Below are 17,265 nucleotides of genomic sequence, written 5' to 3'. Positions count from 1 at the left end.
GAGCATCACGTCAGCGGGTGAGGATTGATGCAGGGCCTGCGGCCCTGCACCTGCCTGGAGCAACGGCAGCGGCAACGGCAAAAGCTGGGTATCCGTGGGATGGCGGGGTCAGAGCCCGTGCCGGTCCGACAGATCGCGTGAACCTGTCAGAGGCGGGGCGGTGTCGCAGTGCGGGGTGTCCGCCGCATGAATGCGGCGGCCAAGCCTACACGGACGTACTTGCGGCGTCCCCGCACTGCGACACCGCCCCGCCCACTCGCGGAAAATCCGCTTTTGATGTTGCCCCAAAGCAGGTGCAGGGCTGCCAGCCCTGCCGAAAAAACCCTTAGCGTGCCTGTTCCTGCTTGCGCACGATCGCCATCGCAATTTCCAGCGATTGTTCGTAGTTCAGGCGCGGGTCCACCGTCGAACGGTAGGCGCGCTCCAGATCGCGCTCGGTCAGTTCACGCGCACCGCCGGTGCATTCGGTCACATCCTCACCGGTCAGCTCCAGGTGCACGCCGCCCAGCCGCGTGCCCGCCGCCGCATGCAGATCGAAGGACAGTTCCACTTCGCTGCGCACATTGTCGAAGCGACGCGTCTTGAAACCATTGGCCGTGCTTTCGGTATTGCCATGCATGGCATCGCACACCCACAGCACGCGACGGCCATCGCGCTTCACCGCATCCAGCAGCGGCGGCAGCTTTTCCGCAATCTGCGCCGCGCCCATGCGGTGGATGAAGCTCAGGCGGCCCGGTTCGTCCTCGGGGTTCAGCACATCGATCAGGCGCAGCAACTGGTCCGGCTGCACCGACGGGCCCACCTTGATCGCGATCGGATTGCGCACCCCGCGCAGGTATTCCACATGCGCGCCGTCCAGCGCCGCCGTGCGCATGCCGATCCACGGGTAGTGCGTGCTCAGGTTCAACCAGCCCTGCTGGCGCGGCACCTGCCGGGTCAGCGCCTGCTCGTAGGGCAGCAGCAGCGCTTCATGCGAGGTGTAGAAATCAATGCGGTTGAGGTTGTGTACGCGGGCCCCGGCCAGGGTTTCCATGAAGTGCACGGCGTCGCCGATCGAGGCCACCATCTTCTGGTACTCGGCAGCCAACGGCGAATGCCGCACCCAGTCCAGGTTCCAGTACTCGGGGTGGTGCAGATCGGCGAAGCCGCCATCGATCAGCGCACGCACGAAGTTCATCGTCATCGCCGAATGCGCGTGGGCCTGCAGCATCCGCTTCGGGTCCGGCAGCCGCGCCGCTTCGGTGAAGGCCGGCGCGTTGATCACATCGCCGCGGTAGCTGGGCAGGGTCACGCCGTCGCGGGTCTCGGTGTCGGCCGAGCGCGGCTTGGCGTACTGGCCGGCGAAGCGACCCACGCGGATCACCGGCTGGCGCAGGCCGTGCACCAGCACCAGGCTCATCTGCAGCAGCACCTTCAGCCGGTTGGAAATCGTGCCCGATTCGCAGTCGCTGAAGTTCTCCGCGCAGTCGCCGCCCTGCAGCAGGAAGCGCTTGCCTTCCTGCGCGTCGGCCAGCTGCTGCTTCAACGCCAGGATCTCCCAGGAGGTCACCAGCGGCGGCAGGCGCTTGAGCTCGTGCAGGGCGGCATCCAGGGCCACCGGGTCCGGGTAGGTCGGCATCTGCAGCGCGGTCTTGCCGCGCCAGCTTTCCGGCGACCAGGCAGCGCCCACGGCGGCGGTGGCAGGGTCAGCGGCGGGCGGAACGGCGGACAGGCTCATTGCGGACATCCGGAGGAACAGGAGGGGGACGTTCATGGTCGCAGAGGGCGCGGCTGACGCAAAGCACCTGGCCCGGGCCGGCCAGCTGAACGGCGCAGAAAGCGCATGCCGATCCGCCACAACCGGCATGCCCACAGCGCCCCGGGCAGGCGCATGATCCGCACTCAGTTGTTAGGAAGTAACACTTCCCGTCATGGACCGGCCCTTCCCTCCCTTCGACCCCATCCCGACCATGAAGCCCTCCCCGCTCGCAACGGCTGTCACCCTCGTCCTGGCCCTGGCCAGCCTGCCCACCGTCGCCCTGGCCGCCGACAGCGCGTCCCCGGCCGTGAAAGACCTCGACGTGGTCACGGTCAGCGCCCAGCTCGACCAGGCGCGCAACGCGCTGTCGCCGGATATCGGCAGCAGCCAGTACCAGATCACCGCCGAGGACATCCAGAAACAGCCGCTGGGCGCCGCAGCGCCGCTCAGCCAGGTGCTGCTGCAGGCCCCGGGCGTGGTCCAGGACTCCTACGGCGGCGTGCACGTGCGCGGCGACCACGCCAACCTGCAGTACCGGATCAACGGCGTACTGCTGCCCGAATCCATCTCCGGCTTCGGCCAGACCCTGGATGCGCGCACCATCAAGAGCATCCGTCTGATGGATGGCGCCTTGCCGGCCCAGTTCGGCGAGCGCACCGCCGCCGTGGTCGACATCACCACCCGCAGCGGCGCCGAGCTGGGCAATGGCGGCAGCGCCGGCATCACCACCGGCTCGTACGGCAAGGTGAACCCCAACGCCTCGTGGTGGGGCAGCCAGGGGCGCTGGAGCTGGTTCCTGACCGGCAACTACGACCAGAACGAGGTCGGCCTGGAAAGCCCGACCAATGCCCGCCGGCCGCAGCATGACGACACCCACCAGGGCAAGGCCTTCGCCGACCTGACCTATTTGGTCAACGACAACACGCGCCTGAGCCTGTTCGCCGGCTTCGCCAACAACCGCTTCCAGATTCCGGTGAACCCCGGCCAGGAACCGCAGTTCGGTTATCTGGACACCACCACCTTCGACTCCCGCCAGCTGGACGAAACCCAGCGCGAAACCACCCGCTTCGGCATGCTGGTGCTGCAGGGCAAGCTGGGCGACACCGCCTACCAGCTCTCGGCCGGCCAGCGCTACAGCGATGTGGGCTTCAATCCAGACGTCGCTGGCGACCTGGTATTCAGCGGCGTCGCCTCGCAGGTACAGCGCAGCAACCGCGCCAGCACCGTGCAGGCCGATTTCTCCACCCCGCTGGGGATGAACCACACCCTGCGCTATGGCCTGTACGGCAACCACGAAGATGCGCGCGCCAGCAACGCCAGCTGGGTGTTCCCGGTGGATGCGCAGGGCCAGCAGGCCAGCACCACGCCGCTGCAGATTGCCGATGCCAACGCATTCACCGCCCGCACCGCCGCGCTGTACGTGCAGGACGAATGGCGCATCGGTGACGACTGGACAGTGAACTACGGCCTGCGCGGCGACCACTACACCGCCTTCGGCCATACCGAAGGCCAGTTGAGCCCGCGCCTGGGCGTGGTCTGGAATGCCAGCAGCAGCACGACCGTCCACGCGGGTTATTCGCGCTACTTCACCCCGCCGGCCAGCGAACTGATCGGCAGCACCGACATCGCCCTGTACGACGGCACCACCAACGCACAGCCTGCCGGCGGCACTACCACGCCGCTGGCCGAGCGCAGCGATTACTACGACATCGGCGTTTCGCAGCAGGTCGGCGATCACCTCACCCTGGGCCTGGATGCGTACGACCGCCGGGTGGACCGCCTGCAGGACGAAGGCCAGTTCGGCGCGGCCTACATCTATTCCACCTTCAACTACCGCCGTGGCCATATCCGCGGACTGGAATTCAGCGCCGACTACAGCAACGGGCCGTTCAGCGCCTACTTCAATGCGGCCCTGAGCAAGGCGATCGGCACCGACGTCATCACCGGCCAGTACAACCTGGATCCAGACGCGCTGGCCTATGCGGCCCAGCACTGGATCCACCTGGACCACGACCAGCGGCTGACCTCGTCCGGCGGCTTGAGCTACGCCTTTGCCGGGCACAACCGGGTGGGTGCGAACTATGTGTTCGGCAGTGGCCTGCGTTCTGACACCGACACCGTGCCCAATGGCGGCGAACTGCCGTCCTACCTGCAGGTGAACCTGAGCGCCGGGCACGATTTCAACGCCGACAGCGGCCACCCGCTGCACGTGCAGCTGGCGGTGATCAATGCGCTGGATCGCAGCTACCAGCTGCGTGATGGCGGTGGCGTGGGCGTGTTTGCCCCGCAATGGGGCCCGCGCCGCGGCGCCTACCTCAGCCTGCAGCAGGACTTCTAAGCAGACAGGGGTCAGAGCCCTTTGCTGCGCAAAGGGATCTGACCCCGCTTGTTTCTCAGCGCGAAATCTTGCGCAGCGACACCACCAGCGCCCACAGCGCCAGCAGCGCGAACCACACGCCCGACCACATCGGCATGGTCAGGCCCAGGAAGCTCCAGTCGATGTTGCCGCAGTTACCGGTGCCGGTCAGCACCGTGCGGAACACTTCCAGCGGCCCCATGGTCTCGCTCAGGAAGCTCAGCGGCGGGCCACAGGTCGCGCCCATCTCCGGCGGCAGCAGCTGCACGTACACATGGCGCGCGGCAATGCCGAACCCGACCGCGGCGGCGATGAAGGCGAGAATCCCGTAGGTGGCCCGGCCCGGCCGGTTCGACGGCCCATGCAGGGCGCCAATCAGGAACAGCAGCCCCAGGGCGGCGAAGGCCAGGCGCTGGAAGATGCACAGCGGACAGGGCTCCAGCCCCATCTTCAGCTGCAGGAAGATGGCAAAGCCCAGCAGGCCTGCGCAGATCAGGAAGCCCAGGAAAAACTGGGCGCGGAAGGGCCAGCGCAGTGGATTCATCGTCAACGCTCAAGTGATCAGGCGCCAAGCGTAACCGAGAGCGCGCGCCGTTCGAACCGCTGCAGGCCACGCTTGTCGGAACGCTGTGGGTCAGATCCCTTTGCAGGTAGCGCCGGGCCATGCCCGGCGAGCGCAACGGACATGGAAACGCCGGGCATGGCCCGGCGCTACCAGAACGCAAAAGCCCGGCAGTCGCCGGGCTTTCGCTGTGTCGCGTTGGAGCGGTCCGATTACTCGGCCACTGCCTCGGCCACGGCCGGACGGTCAACCAGCTCGACATAGGCCATCGGTGCGTTGTCGCCGGCGCGGAAGCCGCACTTCAGCAGACGCAGGTAGCCGCCCGGACGGTTCGCGTAGCGCGGGCCCAGGATGGTGAACAGGTTGCCCACGGCTTCGTTGTCGCGCAGACGGGCGAAGGCCAGACGGCGGTTGGCGACGGAGTCGACCTTGGCCAGGGTGATCAGCGGCTCGGCAACGCGGCGCAGTTCCTTGGCCTTCGGCAGGGTGGTCTTGATCAGCTCGTGCTTGAACAGCGAGGCAGCCATGTTCTTGAACATTGCTTCGCGGTGGGCGCTGGTGCGGCTGAACTTACGGCCAGACTTCTGGTGACGCATGGTGGAATTCCTTGGTTAATGATGAGGCGTTGTGGATCGATGTCGCCTTCCTGGCGTTGCTGCACGGACTGCGGATGGTCCTGGTCATCCGTCCTGGACGACCTGCCCGCGAACCTTCGGTTCGTCGTGGCGTGTTTCGTAAACCCGTTGAAGGCTCCACCGCGAACGGTGGAGCCTTCAGGTACAGCAGGGGGCTGTATCAGCCCAGCATGCCGTGGCTGGCGACGCCGGCCGGCGGCCAGTTCTCCAGCTTCATGCCAAGCGACAGGCCACGCTGGGCCAGCACTTCCTTGATTTCGGTGAGCGACTTCTTGCCCAGGTTCGGGGTCTTCAGCAGCTCCACTTCGGTCTTCTGGATCAGATCGCCGATGTAGTAGATGCTTTCCGCCTTCAGGCAGTTGGCCGAACGCACGGTCAGTTCCAGGTCGTCGATCGGGCGCAGCAGCACCGGATCCACGCCGTTGTTGGCCGGCTTGGCCGCACCGCGGTCGCGGTGGGTGAAGTCACCGAACACCGACAGCTGGTCGCTGAGGATGTCGGCGGCGGTGCGCACGGCTTCCTCGGCGTCGATGGTGCCGTTGGTCTCGATATCGATGACCAGCTTGTCCAGGTCGGTACGCTGTTCGACACGCGCCGCTTCCACGGCGTAGGCGACGCGGCGGACCGGCGAGAACGAGGCATCCAGGACCAGGCGGCCGATGGCACGGGTTTCTTCGTCCGGACGACGACGCGCAGCAGCCGGCTGGTAGCCGAAACCACGCTCGATCTTCAGACGCATGTTGATCGCCGTGTCCTTGGTCAGGTGGCAGATCACATGTTCGCCGTTCAGGATCTCCACATTGTGGTCGACCTTGATATCGGCAGCGGTGACAACGCCCGGGCCCTGCTTGGACAGGGACAGGGTGGCGCTGTCGCCGGAGTGCATACGGATGGCCACGTCCTTCAGGTTCAGCAGGACTTCGAGCACGTCCTCCTGCAGACCTTCGACCGTGGTGTACTCATGCAACACGCCGTCGATTTCGACTTCCGTGATGGCGAAGCCCGGGATGGACGACAGCAGCACGCGACGCAGGGCGTTGCCCAGCGTATGCCCGTAACCCCGCTCCAAAGGTTCGATAACGACCTTTGCACGGGTGTCGGTAAGGCGTTCGATCTGCGGACCGCGAGGACGCAGAACCTGGTTGGCGGTAACCGTCATGTTGCGGGTTCTCCTAGTGAACCCCCGGCCGTCGCCGGGGGCTCTCCAATGTGAATTACTTCGAATACAGCTCGACGATCAGCGCTTCGTTGATGTCCGCAGGCAGGTCCGAACGATCCGGAACAGCCTTGAAGATGCCGGTGAACTTACCGGAATCCACTTCGACCCACGACGGGCTCAGGTCATGCTGGGCGGCGACGGTCAGGGCTTCCTGGACGCGCAGCTGCTTGGCAGCCTTTTCCGACAGAGCGATGGCGTCGCCAGCCTTGACCTGGTACGAAGCCAGGTTGACCGACTTGCCGTTCACGGTGACGCCGCGGTGCGACACCAGCTGACGGGCAGCCGGACGGGTCACGGCGAAGCCCATGCGGTAGACGACGTTGTCCAGGCGGGTTTCCAGCAGCTGCAGCAGGTTCTCGCCGGTGTTGCCCTTCTTGGTCGAGGCCTTCTTGTAGTAGTTGCGGAACTGCCGCTCCAGCAGGCCGTAGATACGCTTGACCTTCTGCTTTTCACGCAGCTGGGTGGCGTAGTCGGACAGCTTGCCCTTACGGGCAGTGGCGCCGTGCTGGCCGGGCTTCTGCTCCAGCTTGCACTTGGAGTCCAGCGCACGCGCCGGGCTCTTCAGGGACAGGTCGGCGCCTTCGCGACGGGCGAGCTTACAGGTAGGACCGATATAACGAGCCATTTCTTATCGCTCCCTTTAGACGCGACGCTTCTTCGGCGGACGGCACCCGTTGTGCGGGATAGGCGTCACGTCGATGATGTTGGTGATCTTGTAGCCGACGTTGTTCAACGAACGCACGGCCGACTCACGGCCCGGACCCGGGCCCTTGATGCGGACTTCCAGCGACTTCACGCCGTAGTCCAGCGCAGCACGACCGGCCTTTTCGGCAGCCACCTGGGCTGCGAACGGGGTCGACTTGCGCGAACCGCGGAAGCCAGCGCCACCGGAGGTCGCCCACGACAGAGCGTTGCCCTGGCGGTCGGTGATGGTCACGATGGTGTTGTTGAACGAAGCGTGGACGTGGGCAACGCCATCAGTGATGACGCGCTTGATCTTCTTCTTGGTCTTAGCAGCGGGCTTAGCCATTTGTCAGTCCCTTACTTCCTGATCGCCTTGCGCGGACCCTTGCGGGTGCGGGCGTTGGTACGGGTGCGCTGGCCACGCAGCGGGAGGCCACGACGGTGACGCAGGCCGCGGTAGCAGCCCAGGTCCATCAGGCGCTTGATCGCGATACCGATCTCACGGCGCAGATCGCCTTCCACGATGTACTTGCCGACTTCGGCGCGCAGGCGCTCGATTTCCGGCTCCGACAGATCGCGGATCTTGGTGGTCGAAGCAACGCCTGCGACTTCGCAGACCTTCTTCGAACGGGTACGGCCGATGCCGTAAATGCTTTGCAACCCGACCCAGACGTGCTTCTGGGCTGGCAGGTTGACGCCTGCAATACGCGCCATGACGCGGTTCTCCAGCTGAGTGATGGCCGACAGCGCACCGTAGGCGCGCCAATCCGGCAGGATGGATCAAAAAAGTGAACTAGCGATACTAACAAGGTTCCGGTTTACATGGAAGCCCGTGAAACCATTGGTTTCATGAACCCGGCCTGGGGAGTGTGCCCAGGCTCCGGCGCCGGATGGGGTTGGACCTGGAGTTTCCTCCGGGGCCGCCCGCGCTACTCCTGCGCGGGACCACCTCATCACACCCCCACCCGGAACCGCTGCGGGGGCCGCCCTTCGTTTGTGTGGCCGGAGTCCGCGAAGCGGAGGGACCATCACGTCAGGAAGACGAAAGTATAACAGGCTGATCAGCCGCGAGCAAAGCCGCCGCGGTTGCCACCCTTCAGGTTGGCCTTCTTCAGCAGGCTCTCGTACTGGTGCGACATCAGGTGCGCCTGCACCTGGGCGATGAAGTCCATCACCACCACCACCACGATCAGCAGCGAAGTACCACCGAAGTAGAACGAGGCATTCAGCTGCGTGCGCATCAATTCCGGCAACAGGCAGACGATCACCAGGTAAGCCGAACCGGCTGCGGTCAGACGGGTCAGCACGCCGTCGATGTAGTCGGCGGTGGCCTTGCCCGGACGGATGCCCGGAATCAGCGCACCCGACTTCTTCAGGTTGTCGGCGGTTTCCTGCGAGTTGAACACCAGCGCGGTATAGAAGAACGCAAAGCCGGTGATCAGCGCAGCGAACACGATCATGTGCAGCGGCTCGCCCGGGCCCAGGGCATTGGCGACCTTCTGCAGGATCTGGCCAAAGGTGCTCTGGTTGGCGGCCTGGCCGGCCCACATGGTCAGCGTGGCCGGGAAGGCCAGCAGGCTGGAGGCGAAGATGGCCGGGATCACGCCCGCCATGTTCAGCTTCAGCGGCAGGAACGAGGTCTGGTTCATGTACGCGTTGCGGCCGCCCTGGCGACGTGCGTAGTTCACCGTGATGCGGCGCTGGCCGCGTTCGACGAACACCACGAAGAAGGTGAAGGCCAGCACCACGATGGCGATCAGCAGCAGCTGGATGAACTGGATGTTGCCGTCGCGATAGGCATCGAAGGTATGGATGACCGCGGTCGGCAGGCCGGCCACGATGCCGGCGAAGATGATCAGCGACACACCGTTGCCGATGCCGCGCTCCGTCACCTGCTCACCAACCCACATCAGGAACATGGTGCCGGCGGTCAGTGCGATCACGGCGGTGAGCACGAAGCCCATGCCCGGCGCGTAGACGACCGGAGCGCCCGACGGCGAGACCTGGCCCTGCAGGGCCAGGGCGATCGAACCGCCCTGCACCACTGCCAGCAGCACGGCGCCAATGCGCGAATACTGGGTGATCTTGCGGCGGCCGGACTCACCTTCCTTCTGCATCGCCTTCAGCGCGGGGAAGATGTGGACGGCCAGCTGCATCACGATCGATGCCGAAATGTACGGCATCACATTCAGCGCGAAGATGCTGAAACGGTGCAGGGCGCCGCCCGAGAACATGTTGAACATGTCCACGATGCCGCCGCCCTGCTGTTGCATCATGGCAAGCATGGCATCGGGATTGACGCCCGGCACCGGCACGTAGCAGCCAATGCGATAGACGATCAAAGCCCCGACGACGAACAGCAAACGTTGGCGAAGTTCAGTGAACTTGCCCATTCCGCCCGCGAGGTTACCGATGCCAGCTTGCGCCATGATTTTCTTACTCCGTTACGCTGCCGCCGGCAGCTTCGATCGCGGCCTTGGCACCAGCCGTGGCAGCAATACCCTTCAGGGTGAACGCCTTGGTCACTTCGCCCTTGACGACGACCTTGGCCTTCTTGGCAGTGCTCGGGACCAGCTTGGCAGCACGCAGGGCGGCGAAGTCGATCTCGCCGGCCGGCAGCTTGTCCAGCGCGTACAGCAGCACTTCAGCGGTGTCCTTGGCGATCGGCGAACGGAAGCCGATCTTCGGCAGACGACGCTGCATGGGGGTCTGGCCGCCTTCGAAGCCAGCCTTGATCTTGCCGCCACCCTTACGGGCGAACGAACCCTTGTGGCCGCGGCCGGCAGTCTTGCCCAGGCCCGAGCCGATACCGCGACCGACACGGGTGCGCTCGGTGCGGGCGCCCGGTGCCGGGCTCAGTTCATTGAGACGCAGAGTCATGATCGATTACTCCTCAACCTTGACGAGGTAGTGAACGGTGTTGATCAGACCGCGAACCTGCGGGCTGTCCTTCAGTTCACGCACATCGTTGAGCTTGTTCAGACCCAGAGCACGCACCGACAGGCGGTGACGCGACTGAGCACCACGCAGGCCGCGCACCAGGCGCACCTTCACAGTCTTGTTGGACTCATTAGCCATGGTTGAGTTCCTCCACCTTCTTGCCGCGCTTGGCCGCGATGCGAGCCGGCGACTGCGCTGCAGTCAGGCCCTTCACGGTGGCACGCACCAGGTTGATCGGGTTGCGCGAACCGGTGGCCTTGGCCAGCACGTTCTTCACGCCCACCGCTTCCAGCACGGCGCGCATGGCACCGCCGGCGATGACGCCCGTACCTTCCGAAGCCGGCTGCATGAACACGCGTGCAGCGCCGTGGCCATCCTTGATGGTGTGCCACAGGGTGCCGTTGTTCAGGTCAACGCTGACCAGGTTCTTGCGAGCCTGTTCCATCGACTTCTGGATGGCGACCGGCACTTCGCGCGCCTTGCCATAGCCGAAACCGACCTTGCCTTCGCCGTCGCCGACCACGGTCAGGGCGGTGAAGGTGAACTGGCGACCGCCCTTGACGGTCTTGCTGACGCGGTTGACCGCGACCAGCTTTTCGATCATGCCGTCGTCGACTTTCTCTTCGCGGTTGCGGTCGCGATCGCGACCCCGCTGCTGACGTTCTTCTGCCATCTTGATTCCTTGGTTGTTTGGGTATGTACGGCTCGGGGCCGCTTATGGTTGTGGAGTACCGCGTTGTTCCGGTGGGCCGCTGCAGAAGAACGGCGCCGTCCAGCCTCGCTCAGGCTGGCGAGCAGGCGGGCAGGAGACGAACGTCCCCTGCCCTGACCTCTTAGAACTGCAGGCCGGCTTCGCGGGCGGCGTCAGCCAGGGCCTTGATGCGGCCGTGGTAACGGTAACCCGAACGATCGAAGGCAACCTTCTCGATGCCAGCGGCCTTGGCGCGCTCGGCAACGATGCGGCCAACCTTGGCAGCGGCGTCGGCGTTCTTGCCGTTCTTCAGGCCGTCCTTGATGTCGGCCTGGGTGGTGTTGGCAGCAGCCAGCACCTTGGAGCCGTCGGCGGTGAAGACCTGTGCGTACAGGTGCTGGCCGGTGCGCAGCACCGACAGACGGGCCACACCCAGCTCGCGGATGTGAGCACGGGTCGACTTGGCGCGACGCAGGCGGGCGATGTTCTTGTTCATGATGTGTTTTCCTTGAAAGCTGAAGGTCAGGCTTTTCCCTGGTGAGGGACTCGCGCTTAGGCCTTCTTGGCTTCCTTACGGATGATGACTTCGTCGGAGTACTTCACGCCCTTGCCCTTGTACGGTTCCGGCTTGCGGAACGCACGGATCTTGGCGGCGACTTCACCAACGACCTGCTTGTCGGCGCCCTGGACCAGGATCTCGGTCTGGGTCGGGGTGGAGATGGTGATGCCTTCCGGAGCAACGAACACCACCGGGTGCGAGAAGCCGAGCGACAGGCTCAGGTCCTTGCCCTGCATGGCAGCACGGTAACCCACGCCGACCAGCTCCAGCTTGCGCTCGAAGCCTTCGGAAACACCCTTGACCATGTTGGACAGGATGGCGCGGACGGTACCGGTCAGCGGGATCAGATCCGCGCTCTCGGTGCTCAGGGTGGCAACGCCGTTCTCGACGTTGATGGCAATGCCGGCCGGCTTCGGCAGCGACAGGGTGCCCTTCGGGCCCTTGACGGTGACGGACTCGGACTGGACGTTCAGTTCAACCTTACCCAGGTCGACGGGCTTCTTGGCTACGCGGGACATATTCTTACTCCTCTCGCCTTAGGCCACGAAGCACAGGACTTCGCCGCCGACGCCCAGCTGGCGCGCCTGCGCATCAGTCATGATGCCCTTGGAGGTGGAAATGATGGAGATACCCAGGCCGTTCATGACCTTCGGCAGTTCGCTCTTGCCGCGGTACTGGCGCAGGCCCGAACGCGAGAAGCGCTTCAGGGTCGCGATGACCGGCTTGCCTTCGAAATACTTCAGCACGATTTCCAGCTCGGACTTGTTGTTTTCCAGCTGGGTCACGCGCAGGTCGGTGATGTAACCCTCGTCCTTCAGGACCTGGGCGATCGCAACCTTGATCTTGGACGACGGGGCTTTCACCGTCTGCTTGCCAACCGCGGCCGCATTCTTGATGCGGACCAGCAGGTCGGCGATGGGATCAGTCATGCTCATATGAGTACCTTTGAGTGCACCGATATCCGCTTTCGCGAAAATCTGTTGTCTCCTGGAAACGGGCCAGGTCCCTTCTTGCGGCAGGCCAATGGCCCACCCCTACAACCCCGCTCGCGCAGGGCAAGACGCGGGAGTATACGCCAAAAGAGCCCGACTTGCGCCGGGCTCTTCGGGTTTTTTTGCTCGGGCAAGCCTGAATGCCTGCCCTGACCTGTTCAGGAACTCCCGGAGGGGCTCCTGGTCGCAGGACCGGCTGGGATTACCAGCTGGCCTTGCGCAGGCCCGGCACGTCGCCGCGCATGGTGGCTTCACGCAGCTTGTTGCGGCCCAGGCCGAACTTGCTGTAGACGCCACGCGGACGGCCCGACAGCTCGCAACGGTTGCGCTGACGGCTCGGCGACGAATCGCGCGGCAGCTTGGCCAGCTTGGTTGCGGCGTCGATCTTCTCTTCGTAGGTCGCGTCCTGCGAGGACACGATCTTCTTCAGAGCCGCACGCTTTTCAGCGTACTTCTTGGCCAGCTTTTCCCGCTTGATGTCGCGGTTGACCATGGAGGTCTTTGCCATTTCGGTTTCCTCGACAGATCAGTTACGGAACGGGAACTTGAACGCTGCCAGCAGCGCCTTCGCTTCCGCGTCGGTCTTCGCAGTGGTGGTGATGGCGATATCCATGCCGCGGATCGCGTCGACAGCGTCGAAGTCGATTTCCGGGAAGATGATCTGTTCCTTCACACCCATGTTGAAGTTGCCGCGACCGTCGAAGGAACGACCGGAAACACCACGGAAGTCGCGCACGCGCGGCAGCGAGATGTTGATCAGGCGGTCCAGGAACTCGTACATCTTGTGGCGACGCAGCGTGGTCTTGCAGCCAATCGGCCAACCATCACGGATCTTGAACGACGCAACCGAGATACGCGACTTGGTGACAACCGGCTTCTGGCCGGAAATCTTGGTCATGTCGCCGACGGCGTTTTCCAGGATCTTCTTGTTGGTGGCCGCTTCGCCGACACCCATGTTCAGGGTGACCTTGACCAGCTTCGGCACTTCCATCGGATTGGTGTAGCCGAACTGCTTCATCAGCGCCGGCACCACTTCTTCCTTGTAAAACTTTTCGAGACGGGAAGTCATCTTCACATTCCTCAGGCGTCGAGCGCCTCACCGCTGGAGCGGAACACACGCAGTTTGCGTCCATCCTCCAGCACCTTGAAGCCAACGCGTTCGCCCTTGCCCGAAGCCGGGTTCAGCACATTCACGTTGGAGATATGGATCGACGCTTCACGCTCGACCACGCCGCCGGCAACGCCTGCCTGCGGATTCGGCTTGGTGTGGCGCTTGACGATGTTCACGTTGGCAACGACCACGCGGTCGCCGTCGACGCGAAGCACTTCGCCACGCTCGCCCTTGTCCTTGCCGGCATTGACGACAACCTGGTCGCCCTTCTTGATACGGTTAGCCATGATTATCTCCTGTCGCTCACAGCACTTCGGGAGCGAGCGAGACGATCTTCATGAACTTCTCCGAACGAAGTTCACGGGTCACCGGCCCGAAGATACGGGTACCGATCGGCTCCTGCTTGTTGTTCAGCAGAACGGCAGCGTTGCCGTCGAAGCGGATCAGCGAGCCGTCGGCGCGACGCACACCCTTGCGGGTACGCACCACGACGGCGTCATACACTTCACCCTTCTTGACCTTGCCGCGCGGAATCGCATCCTTCACGGTGACCTTGATGATGTCGCCGATACCGGCGTAACGGCGCTTGGAACCACCCAGCACCTTGAAGCACATCACCTGCTTGGCACCCGAATTGTCCGCGACGTCAAGGTAGCTCTGCATCTGGATCATGATTCAGACTCCTTATTCAGCCGCACGCGTGATGACTTCCACCACGCGCCAGTTCTTGGTCTTGGACATCGGAGCAATCTCGGTCACGCGGACGACATCGCCTTCCTTGCAGGCGTTGTCGGCATCGTGGGCGTGCAGCTTCGTCGAGCGCTTGATGTACTTGCCGTACAGCGCGTGCTTGACCTGACGCTCAACCAGGACGGTAACCGTCTTGTCCATCTTGTTGCTGACGACACGGCCTTCGACCGTGCGCAGCGCCTTGTTTTCAGTATTGTCGCTCATAGCGGCCATCCTTACTTCGTGCTGCCGAGCAGGGTCTTGACGCGAGCAATCTCGCGACGGACCCGGCGGATGTCGTGGGTCTTCGGCAGCTGGCCGGTGACCTGCTGCATACGGACAGAGAACTGTTCCTTACGCAGGTCGATCAGGTGGGCCTTGAGTTCGTCAGCCGACTTTTCACGGAGAGTTTTGATATCCATCAGCGCACCGTCCGGGTCACGAAAGTGGTGGTGACCGAGAGCTTGGCGGCGGCCAGGCGGAATGCCTCGCGTGCCACTTCTTCGGTAACACCCTCGATTTCATAGATCATGCGGCCGGGCTGGATCTGGGCCACCCAGTATTCCACGTTACCCTTACCCGAACCCATTCGAACTTCGATGGGCTTCTTGGTGATGGGCTTGTCGGGGAACACACGGATCCACATCTTGCCGCCGCGCTTGACGTAGCGGCTGATCGAGCGGCGGGCCGCTTCGATCTGGCGCGCGGTCAGCTGACCGTGGGCGGTTGCTTTCAGACCGTACTCGCCGAAGCTGACAGCGTTGGCGCTCCAGCTCAGGCCTTCGTTACGGCCCTTGTGTACCTTGCGGTACTTGGTTCGCTTGGGTTGCAACATTGTCGTTACCTCGCTTCACGAGCCGGGCGCTGACGGTCACCGCGGTCGCCGCGATCGTGACGATCGTTGCGCGACGGGGTGTCGTCCTGCTTTTCCTGGCCAACCTGGGAGAAATCGAAGACTTCGCCCTTGTAGATCCAGACCTTGATGCCGATGATGCCGTAGGTCGTCTTGGCTTCAGCGAAGCCATAGTCGATGTCGGCACGCAGGGTGTGCAGCGGCACGCGGCCTTCGCGGTACCACTCCGAACGGGCGATTTCTGCACCGTTGAGGCGGCCACCGACGTTGACCTTGATGCCCAGGGCACCCAGGCGCATCGCGTTGCCGACCGAGCGCTTCATTGCGCGGCGGAACATGATGCGACGCTCCAGCTGCTGGGCGATCGACTCGGCAACGAGCTGCGCGTCCAGTTCCGGCTTGCGCACTTCGGTGACGTTGATGTGCGCCGGGACGCCCATCATCTCGCTCACTTCCTTGCGCAGCTTCTCGATGTCCTCACCGCGCTTGCCGATCACCACGCCCGGACGGGCGGTGTGGATCGTCACGCGAGCAGTCTTGGCCGGACGCTCGATCAGGATCTTGCTGATGCCGGCCTGAGCCAGCTTCTTGCGCAGCATGTCGCGCACTTTCAGGTCGGCTGCCAGGTAACCAGCGAACTCGGCCTTGTTGGCGTACCACTTGGAGTTCCAGTCCTTGGAAATACCCAGGCGGATACCAATCGGATGAACTTTATGACCCATGGTCTTTTCCTTATCCGCTTACTTGCCGGCGCCCACAACCACAGTGATGTGGCTGGTGCGCTTGAGGATGCGGGTACCGCGGCCTTTCGCCCGCGCCATGAAACGCTTCAGGGTCGGACCTTCATCAACCATGATGGTCTGAACCTTCAGCTCGTCGACGTCGGCGCCCTGGTTGTTCTCGGCGTTTGCAATAGCCGACTCCACCACCTTCTTGATCAGGTGGGCAGCCTTCTTGTCCGAGAACTTCAGCAGGTTGACCGCACGCTCGGCCGGCAGACCGCGCACCTGGTCAGCGACCAGACGAGCCTTCTGCGGGGAGATGCGCGCAGTGCGCAGGATGGCTTTCGCTTCCATTGTCATCTCTCCTTACTTGCCCGACTTCTTGTCACCACCGTGACCCTTGAAGGTCCGGGTGATGGCAAATTCGCCGAGCTTGTGGCCGACCATGTTCTCGTTGACGAGAACCGGGATGTGGTTCTTGCCGTTATGCACGGCAATGGTGATGCCTACCATGTCAGGCAGGATCATCGAACGGCGCGACCAGGTCTTGATCGGCTTCTTGCTGCCCGCAGCGGCCTCCACCTTCTTGACGAGGTGGTGATCGACGAACGGGCCCTTCTTGAGTGAACGTGCCATGGTCGATTAGCCCCTACGATCGCGGACGATGAACTGCTGAGTGCGCTTGTTATGGCGCGTCTTGTAACCCTTGGTCGGGACACCCCACGGGGTGACCGGATGCGGGTTACCCTGGCCGGCCTTCGCCTCACCACCACCGTGCGGGTGGTCAACCGGGTTCATGGCAGCACCACGAACGGTCGGGCGGACGCCGCGCCAACGCTTGGCACCGGCCTTGCCCAGCTTTTCCAGGCTGTGCTCGTCGTTGCCGACTTCACCGATGGTGGCGCAGCACTCGACCGGAACCTTACGCATTTCACCCGAGCGCAGGCGCAGGGTGGCGTAGATGCCTTCGCGGGCAACCAGCTGCACGGCCGCACCAGCGGCGCGGGCGATCTGAGCGCCCTTGCCGGGCTTCAGTTCGATGCAGTGGATGGTGGTACCGACCGGGATGTTGCGCAGCGGCAGGGTGTTGCCAGCCTTGATCGGGGCGTCCGAACCAGCGATCACCTGATCACCAGCCTTCAGGCCCTTCGGGGCGATGATGTAGCGGCGCTCACCGTCGACGTAGCACAGCAGGGCGATGTGGGCGGTGCGGTTCGGATCGTATTCGATGCGTTCCACGCGCGCCGGGATGCCCAGCTTGTTGCGCTTGAAGTCGATGATGCGGTAGTGCTGCTTGTGGCCACCACCGACGTGACGCACGGTGATGCGGCCGTGGTGGTTACGACCACCCGAGCGGCTCTGCGACTCGACCAGTGCGGCGTGCGGAGCACCCTTGTGCAGGTCGGGAGTAACCACGCGCACGGCCGAACGGCGGCCGGGAGAAGTGGGCTTGAATTTCATCAATGGCATGGGA

Annotated in this window: 26 protein-coding genes; 1 reads left to right on the top strand and 25 read right to left on the bottom strand. The window is 63.8% G+C overall.

The window, feature by feature from the left end; translation table 11 throughout:
• Nucleotides 1–325: 325 nt before the first annotated feature.
• On the bottom strand, nt 326–1,717 hold the full coding sequence (locus IAE58_RS00460; RefSeq protein ID WP_108748666.1) for a 3-deoxy-7-phosphoheptulonate synthase class II: 1,392 nt from the start codon (nt 1,715–1,717) through the stop codon (nt 326–328).
• A 232-nt stretch (nt 1,718–1,949) separates the two neighbouring features.
• Between IAE58_RS00460 and IAE58_RS00455 the strand changes: the two genes are divergently transcribed.
• Nucleotides 1,950–4,076 (top strand): TonB-dependent receptor, encoded by a 2,127-nt coding sequence (locus tag IAE58_RS00455; protein WP_199932082.1) that lies wholly within the window; start codon nt 1,950–1,952, stop codon nt 4,074–4,076.
• A 55-nt stretch (nt 4,077–4,131) separates the two neighbouring features.
• On the opposite strand, the gene IAE58_RS00450 is transcribed toward IAE58_RS00455, so the two are convergent.
• The 24 genes from IAE58_RS00450 to rplB form a co-directional block, all read right to left on the bottom strand.
• Nucleotides 4,132–4,638: a disulfide bond formation protein B gene (locus tag IAE58_RS00450; RefSeq protein ID WP_199932083.1), complete on the bottom strand. Its 507-nt coding sequence runs from the start codon at nt 4,636–4,638 to the stop codon at nt 4,132–4,134.
• Between the two features lie 230 nt (nt 4,639–4,868).
• Nucleotides 4,869–5,252 (bottom strand): 50S ribosomal protein L17, encoded by a 384-nt coding sequence (gene rplQ / locus IAE58_RS00445; protein ID WP_108748664.1) that lies wholly within the window; start codon nt 5,250–5,252, stop codon nt 4,869–4,871.
• Nucleotides 5,253–5,451: 199 nt separating this feature from the next.
• Entirely contained in the window at nt 5,452–6,450 is a 999-nt protein-coding gene (gene rpoA / locus IAE58_RS00440; protein ID WP_010483975.1) for a DNA-directed RNA polymerase subunit alpha, read from the bottom strand.
• Between the two features lie 55 nt (nt 6,451–6,505).
• Nucleotides 6,506–7,135: a 30S ribosomal protein S4 gene (rpsD, locus tag IAE58_RS00435; protein ID WP_004145446.1), complete on the bottom strand. Its 630-nt coding sequence runs from the start codon at nt 7,133–7,135 to the stop codon at nt 6,506–6,508.
• Nucleotides 7,136–7,150: 15 nt separating this feature from the next.
• Complete coding sequence (rpsK, locus tag IAE58_RS00430) at nt 7,151–7,540, bottom strand: 30S ribosomal protein S11 (RefSeq protein ID WP_042614211.1); 390 nt, start codon at nt 7,538–7,540, stop codon at nt 7,151–7,153.
• A gap of 11 nt (nt 7,541–7,551) precedes the next feature.
• On the bottom strand, nt 7,552–7,908 hold the full coding sequence (gene rpsM, locus IAE58_RS00425; RefSeq protein ID WP_004145437.1) for a 30S ribosomal protein S13: 357 nt from the start codon (nt 7,906–7,908) through the stop codon (nt 7,552–7,554).
• A gap of 347 nt (nt 7,909–8,255) precedes the next feature.
• A complete protein-coding gene (gene secY / locus IAE58_RS00420; RefSeq protein WP_108752276.1) occupies nt 8,256–9,623 on the bottom strand; it encodes a preprotein translocase subunit SecY in 1,368 nt (455 codons plus the stop codon).
• Between the two features lie 7 nt (nt 9,624–9,630).
• Entirely contained in the window at nt 9,631–10,074 is a 444-nt protein-coding gene (rplO, locus tag IAE58_RS00415; RefSeq protein WP_004154498.1) for a 50S ribosomal protein L15, read from the bottom strand.
• A 6-nt stretch (nt 10,075–10,080) separates the two neighbouring features.
• Nucleotides 10,081–10,272, bottom strand: a complete 192-nt coding sequence (gene rpmD / locus IAE58_RS00410) for a 50S ribosomal protein L30 (RefSeq protein WP_004145412.1) — start codon at nt 10,270–10,272, stop codon at nt 10,081–10,083.
• On the bottom strand, nt 10,265–10,807 hold the full coding sequence (rpsE, locus tag IAE58_RS00405) for a 30S ribosomal protein S5 (protein ID WP_053448882.1): 543 nt from the start codon (nt 10,805–10,807) through the stop codon (nt 10,265–10,267). The genes rpmD and rpsE overlap by 8 nt, the downstream gene beginning before the upstream one ends.
• A gap of 160 nt (nt 10,808–10,967) precedes the next feature.
• Nucleotides 10,968–11,321 carry a 50S ribosomal protein L18 gene (gene rplR, locus IAE58_RS00400; RefSeq protein WP_108748662.1) on the bottom strand — a complete coding sequence of 118 codons (354 nt, stop codon included), beginning with the start codon at nt 11,319–11,321 and terminating at the stop codon, nt 10,968–10,970.
• Nucleotides 11,322–11,377: 56 nt separating this feature from the next.
• A complete protein-coding gene (rplF, locus tag IAE58_RS00395) occupies nt 11,378–11,902 on the bottom strand; it encodes a 50S ribosomal protein L6 (RefSeq protein WP_199932084.1) in 525 nt (174 codons plus the stop codon).
• Between the two features lie 18 nt (nt 11,903–11,920).
• Nucleotides 11,921–12,319, bottom strand: coding sequence for a 30S ribosomal protein S8 (rpsH, locus tag IAE58_RS00390; RefSeq protein ID WP_005408210.1), 399 nt, complete (start codon nt 12,317–12,319; stop codon nt 11,921–11,923).
• A 259-nt stretch (nt 12,320–12,578) separates the two neighbouring features.
• Nucleotides 12,579–12,884, bottom strand: coding sequence for a 30S ribosomal protein S14 (gene rpsN, locus IAE58_RS00385; protein ID WP_199932085.1), 306 nt, complete (start codon nt 12,882–12,884; stop codon nt 12,579–12,581).
• 18 nt (nt 12,885–12,902) lie between these two features.
• Nucleotides 12,903–13,445 (bottom strand): 50S ribosomal protein L5, encoded by a 543-nt coding sequence (rplE, locus tag IAE58_RS00380; RefSeq protein ID WP_004145361.1) that lies wholly within the window; start codon nt 13,443–13,445, stop codon nt 12,903–12,905.
• An 11-nt stretch (nt 13,446–13,456) separates the two neighbouring features.
• Nucleotides 13,457–13,774: a 50S ribosomal protein L24 gene (gene rplX, locus IAE58_RS00375; RefSeq protein ID WP_108748658.1), complete on the bottom strand. Its 318-nt coding sequence runs from the start codon at nt 13,772–13,774 to the stop codon at nt 13,457–13,459.
• 16 nt (nt 13,775–13,790) lie between these two features.
• Nucleotides 13,791–14,159 (bottom strand): 50S ribosomal protein L14, encoded by a 369-nt coding sequence (gene rplN, locus IAE58_RS00370; protein WP_010483978.1) that lies wholly within the window; start codon nt 14,157–14,159, stop codon nt 13,791–13,793.
• Nucleotides 14,160–14,171: 12 nt separating this feature from the next.
• On the bottom strand, nt 14,172–14,441 hold the full coding sequence (gene rpsQ, locus IAE58_RS00365) for a 30S ribosomal protein S17 (RefSeq protein ID WP_004145355.1): 270 nt from the start codon (nt 14,439–14,441) through the stop codon (nt 14,172–14,174).
• Nucleotides 14,442–14,452: 11 nt separating this feature from the next.
• Nucleotides 14,453–14,638 carry a 50S ribosomal protein L29 gene (gene rpmC, locus IAE58_RS00360; RefSeq protein ID WP_004154487.1) on the bottom strand — a complete coding sequence of 62 codons (186 nt, stop codon included), beginning with the start codon at nt 14,636–14,638 and terminating at the stop codon, nt 14,453–14,455.
• The gene (gene rplP / locus IAE58_RS00355; protein ID WP_025879305.1) at nt 14,638–15,051 is read right to left on the bottom strand and encodes a 50S ribosomal protein L16; all 414 of its coding nucleotides are present in this window, start codon (nt 15,049–15,051) and stop codon (nt 14,638–14,640) included. Before rplP ends, rpmC begins: the two co-directional genes overlap by 1 nt.
• 5 nt (nt 15,052–15,056) lie before the next feature.
• Nucleotides 15,057–15,791: a 30S ribosomal protein S3 gene (gene rpsC / locus IAE58_RS00350; RefSeq protein ID WP_005415414.1), complete on the bottom strand. Its 735-nt coding sequence runs from the start codon at nt 15,789–15,791 to the stop codon at nt 15,057–15,059.
• Nucleotides 15,792–15,809: 18 nt separating this feature from the next.
• The gene (gene rplV, locus IAE58_RS00345) at nt 15,810–16,145 is read right to left on the bottom strand and encodes a 50S ribosomal protein L22 (protein ID WP_080375339.1); all 336 of its coding nucleotides are present in this window, start codon (nt 16,143–16,145) and stop codon (nt 15,810–15,812) included.
• 12 nt (nt 16,146–16,157) lie between these two features.
• Nucleotides 16,158–16,427 carry a 30S ribosomal protein S19 gene (gene rpsS, locus IAE58_RS00340; RefSeq protein WP_005415413.1) on the bottom strand — a complete coding sequence of 90 codons (270 nt, stop codon included), beginning with the start codon at nt 16,425–16,427 and terminating at the stop codon, nt 16,158–16,160.
• A gap of 6 nt (nt 16,428–16,433) precedes the next feature.
• The gene (rplB, locus tag IAE58_RS00335; protein ID WP_108748657.1) at nt 16,434–17,261 is read right to left on the bottom strand and encodes a 50S ribosomal protein L2; all 828 of its coding nucleotides are present in this window, start codon (nt 17,259–17,261) and stop codon (nt 16,434–16,436) included.
• Nucleotides 17,262–17,265: the final 4 nt, after the last annotated feature.

This window comes from Stenotrophomonas sp. S49 (assembly GCF_016624905.1).
GTDB lineage: Bacteria > Pseudomonadota > Gammaproteobacteria > Xanthomonadales > Xanthomonadaceae > Stenotrophomonas.
This window is presented reverse-complemented; position numbering and strand designations above follow the sequence as displayed.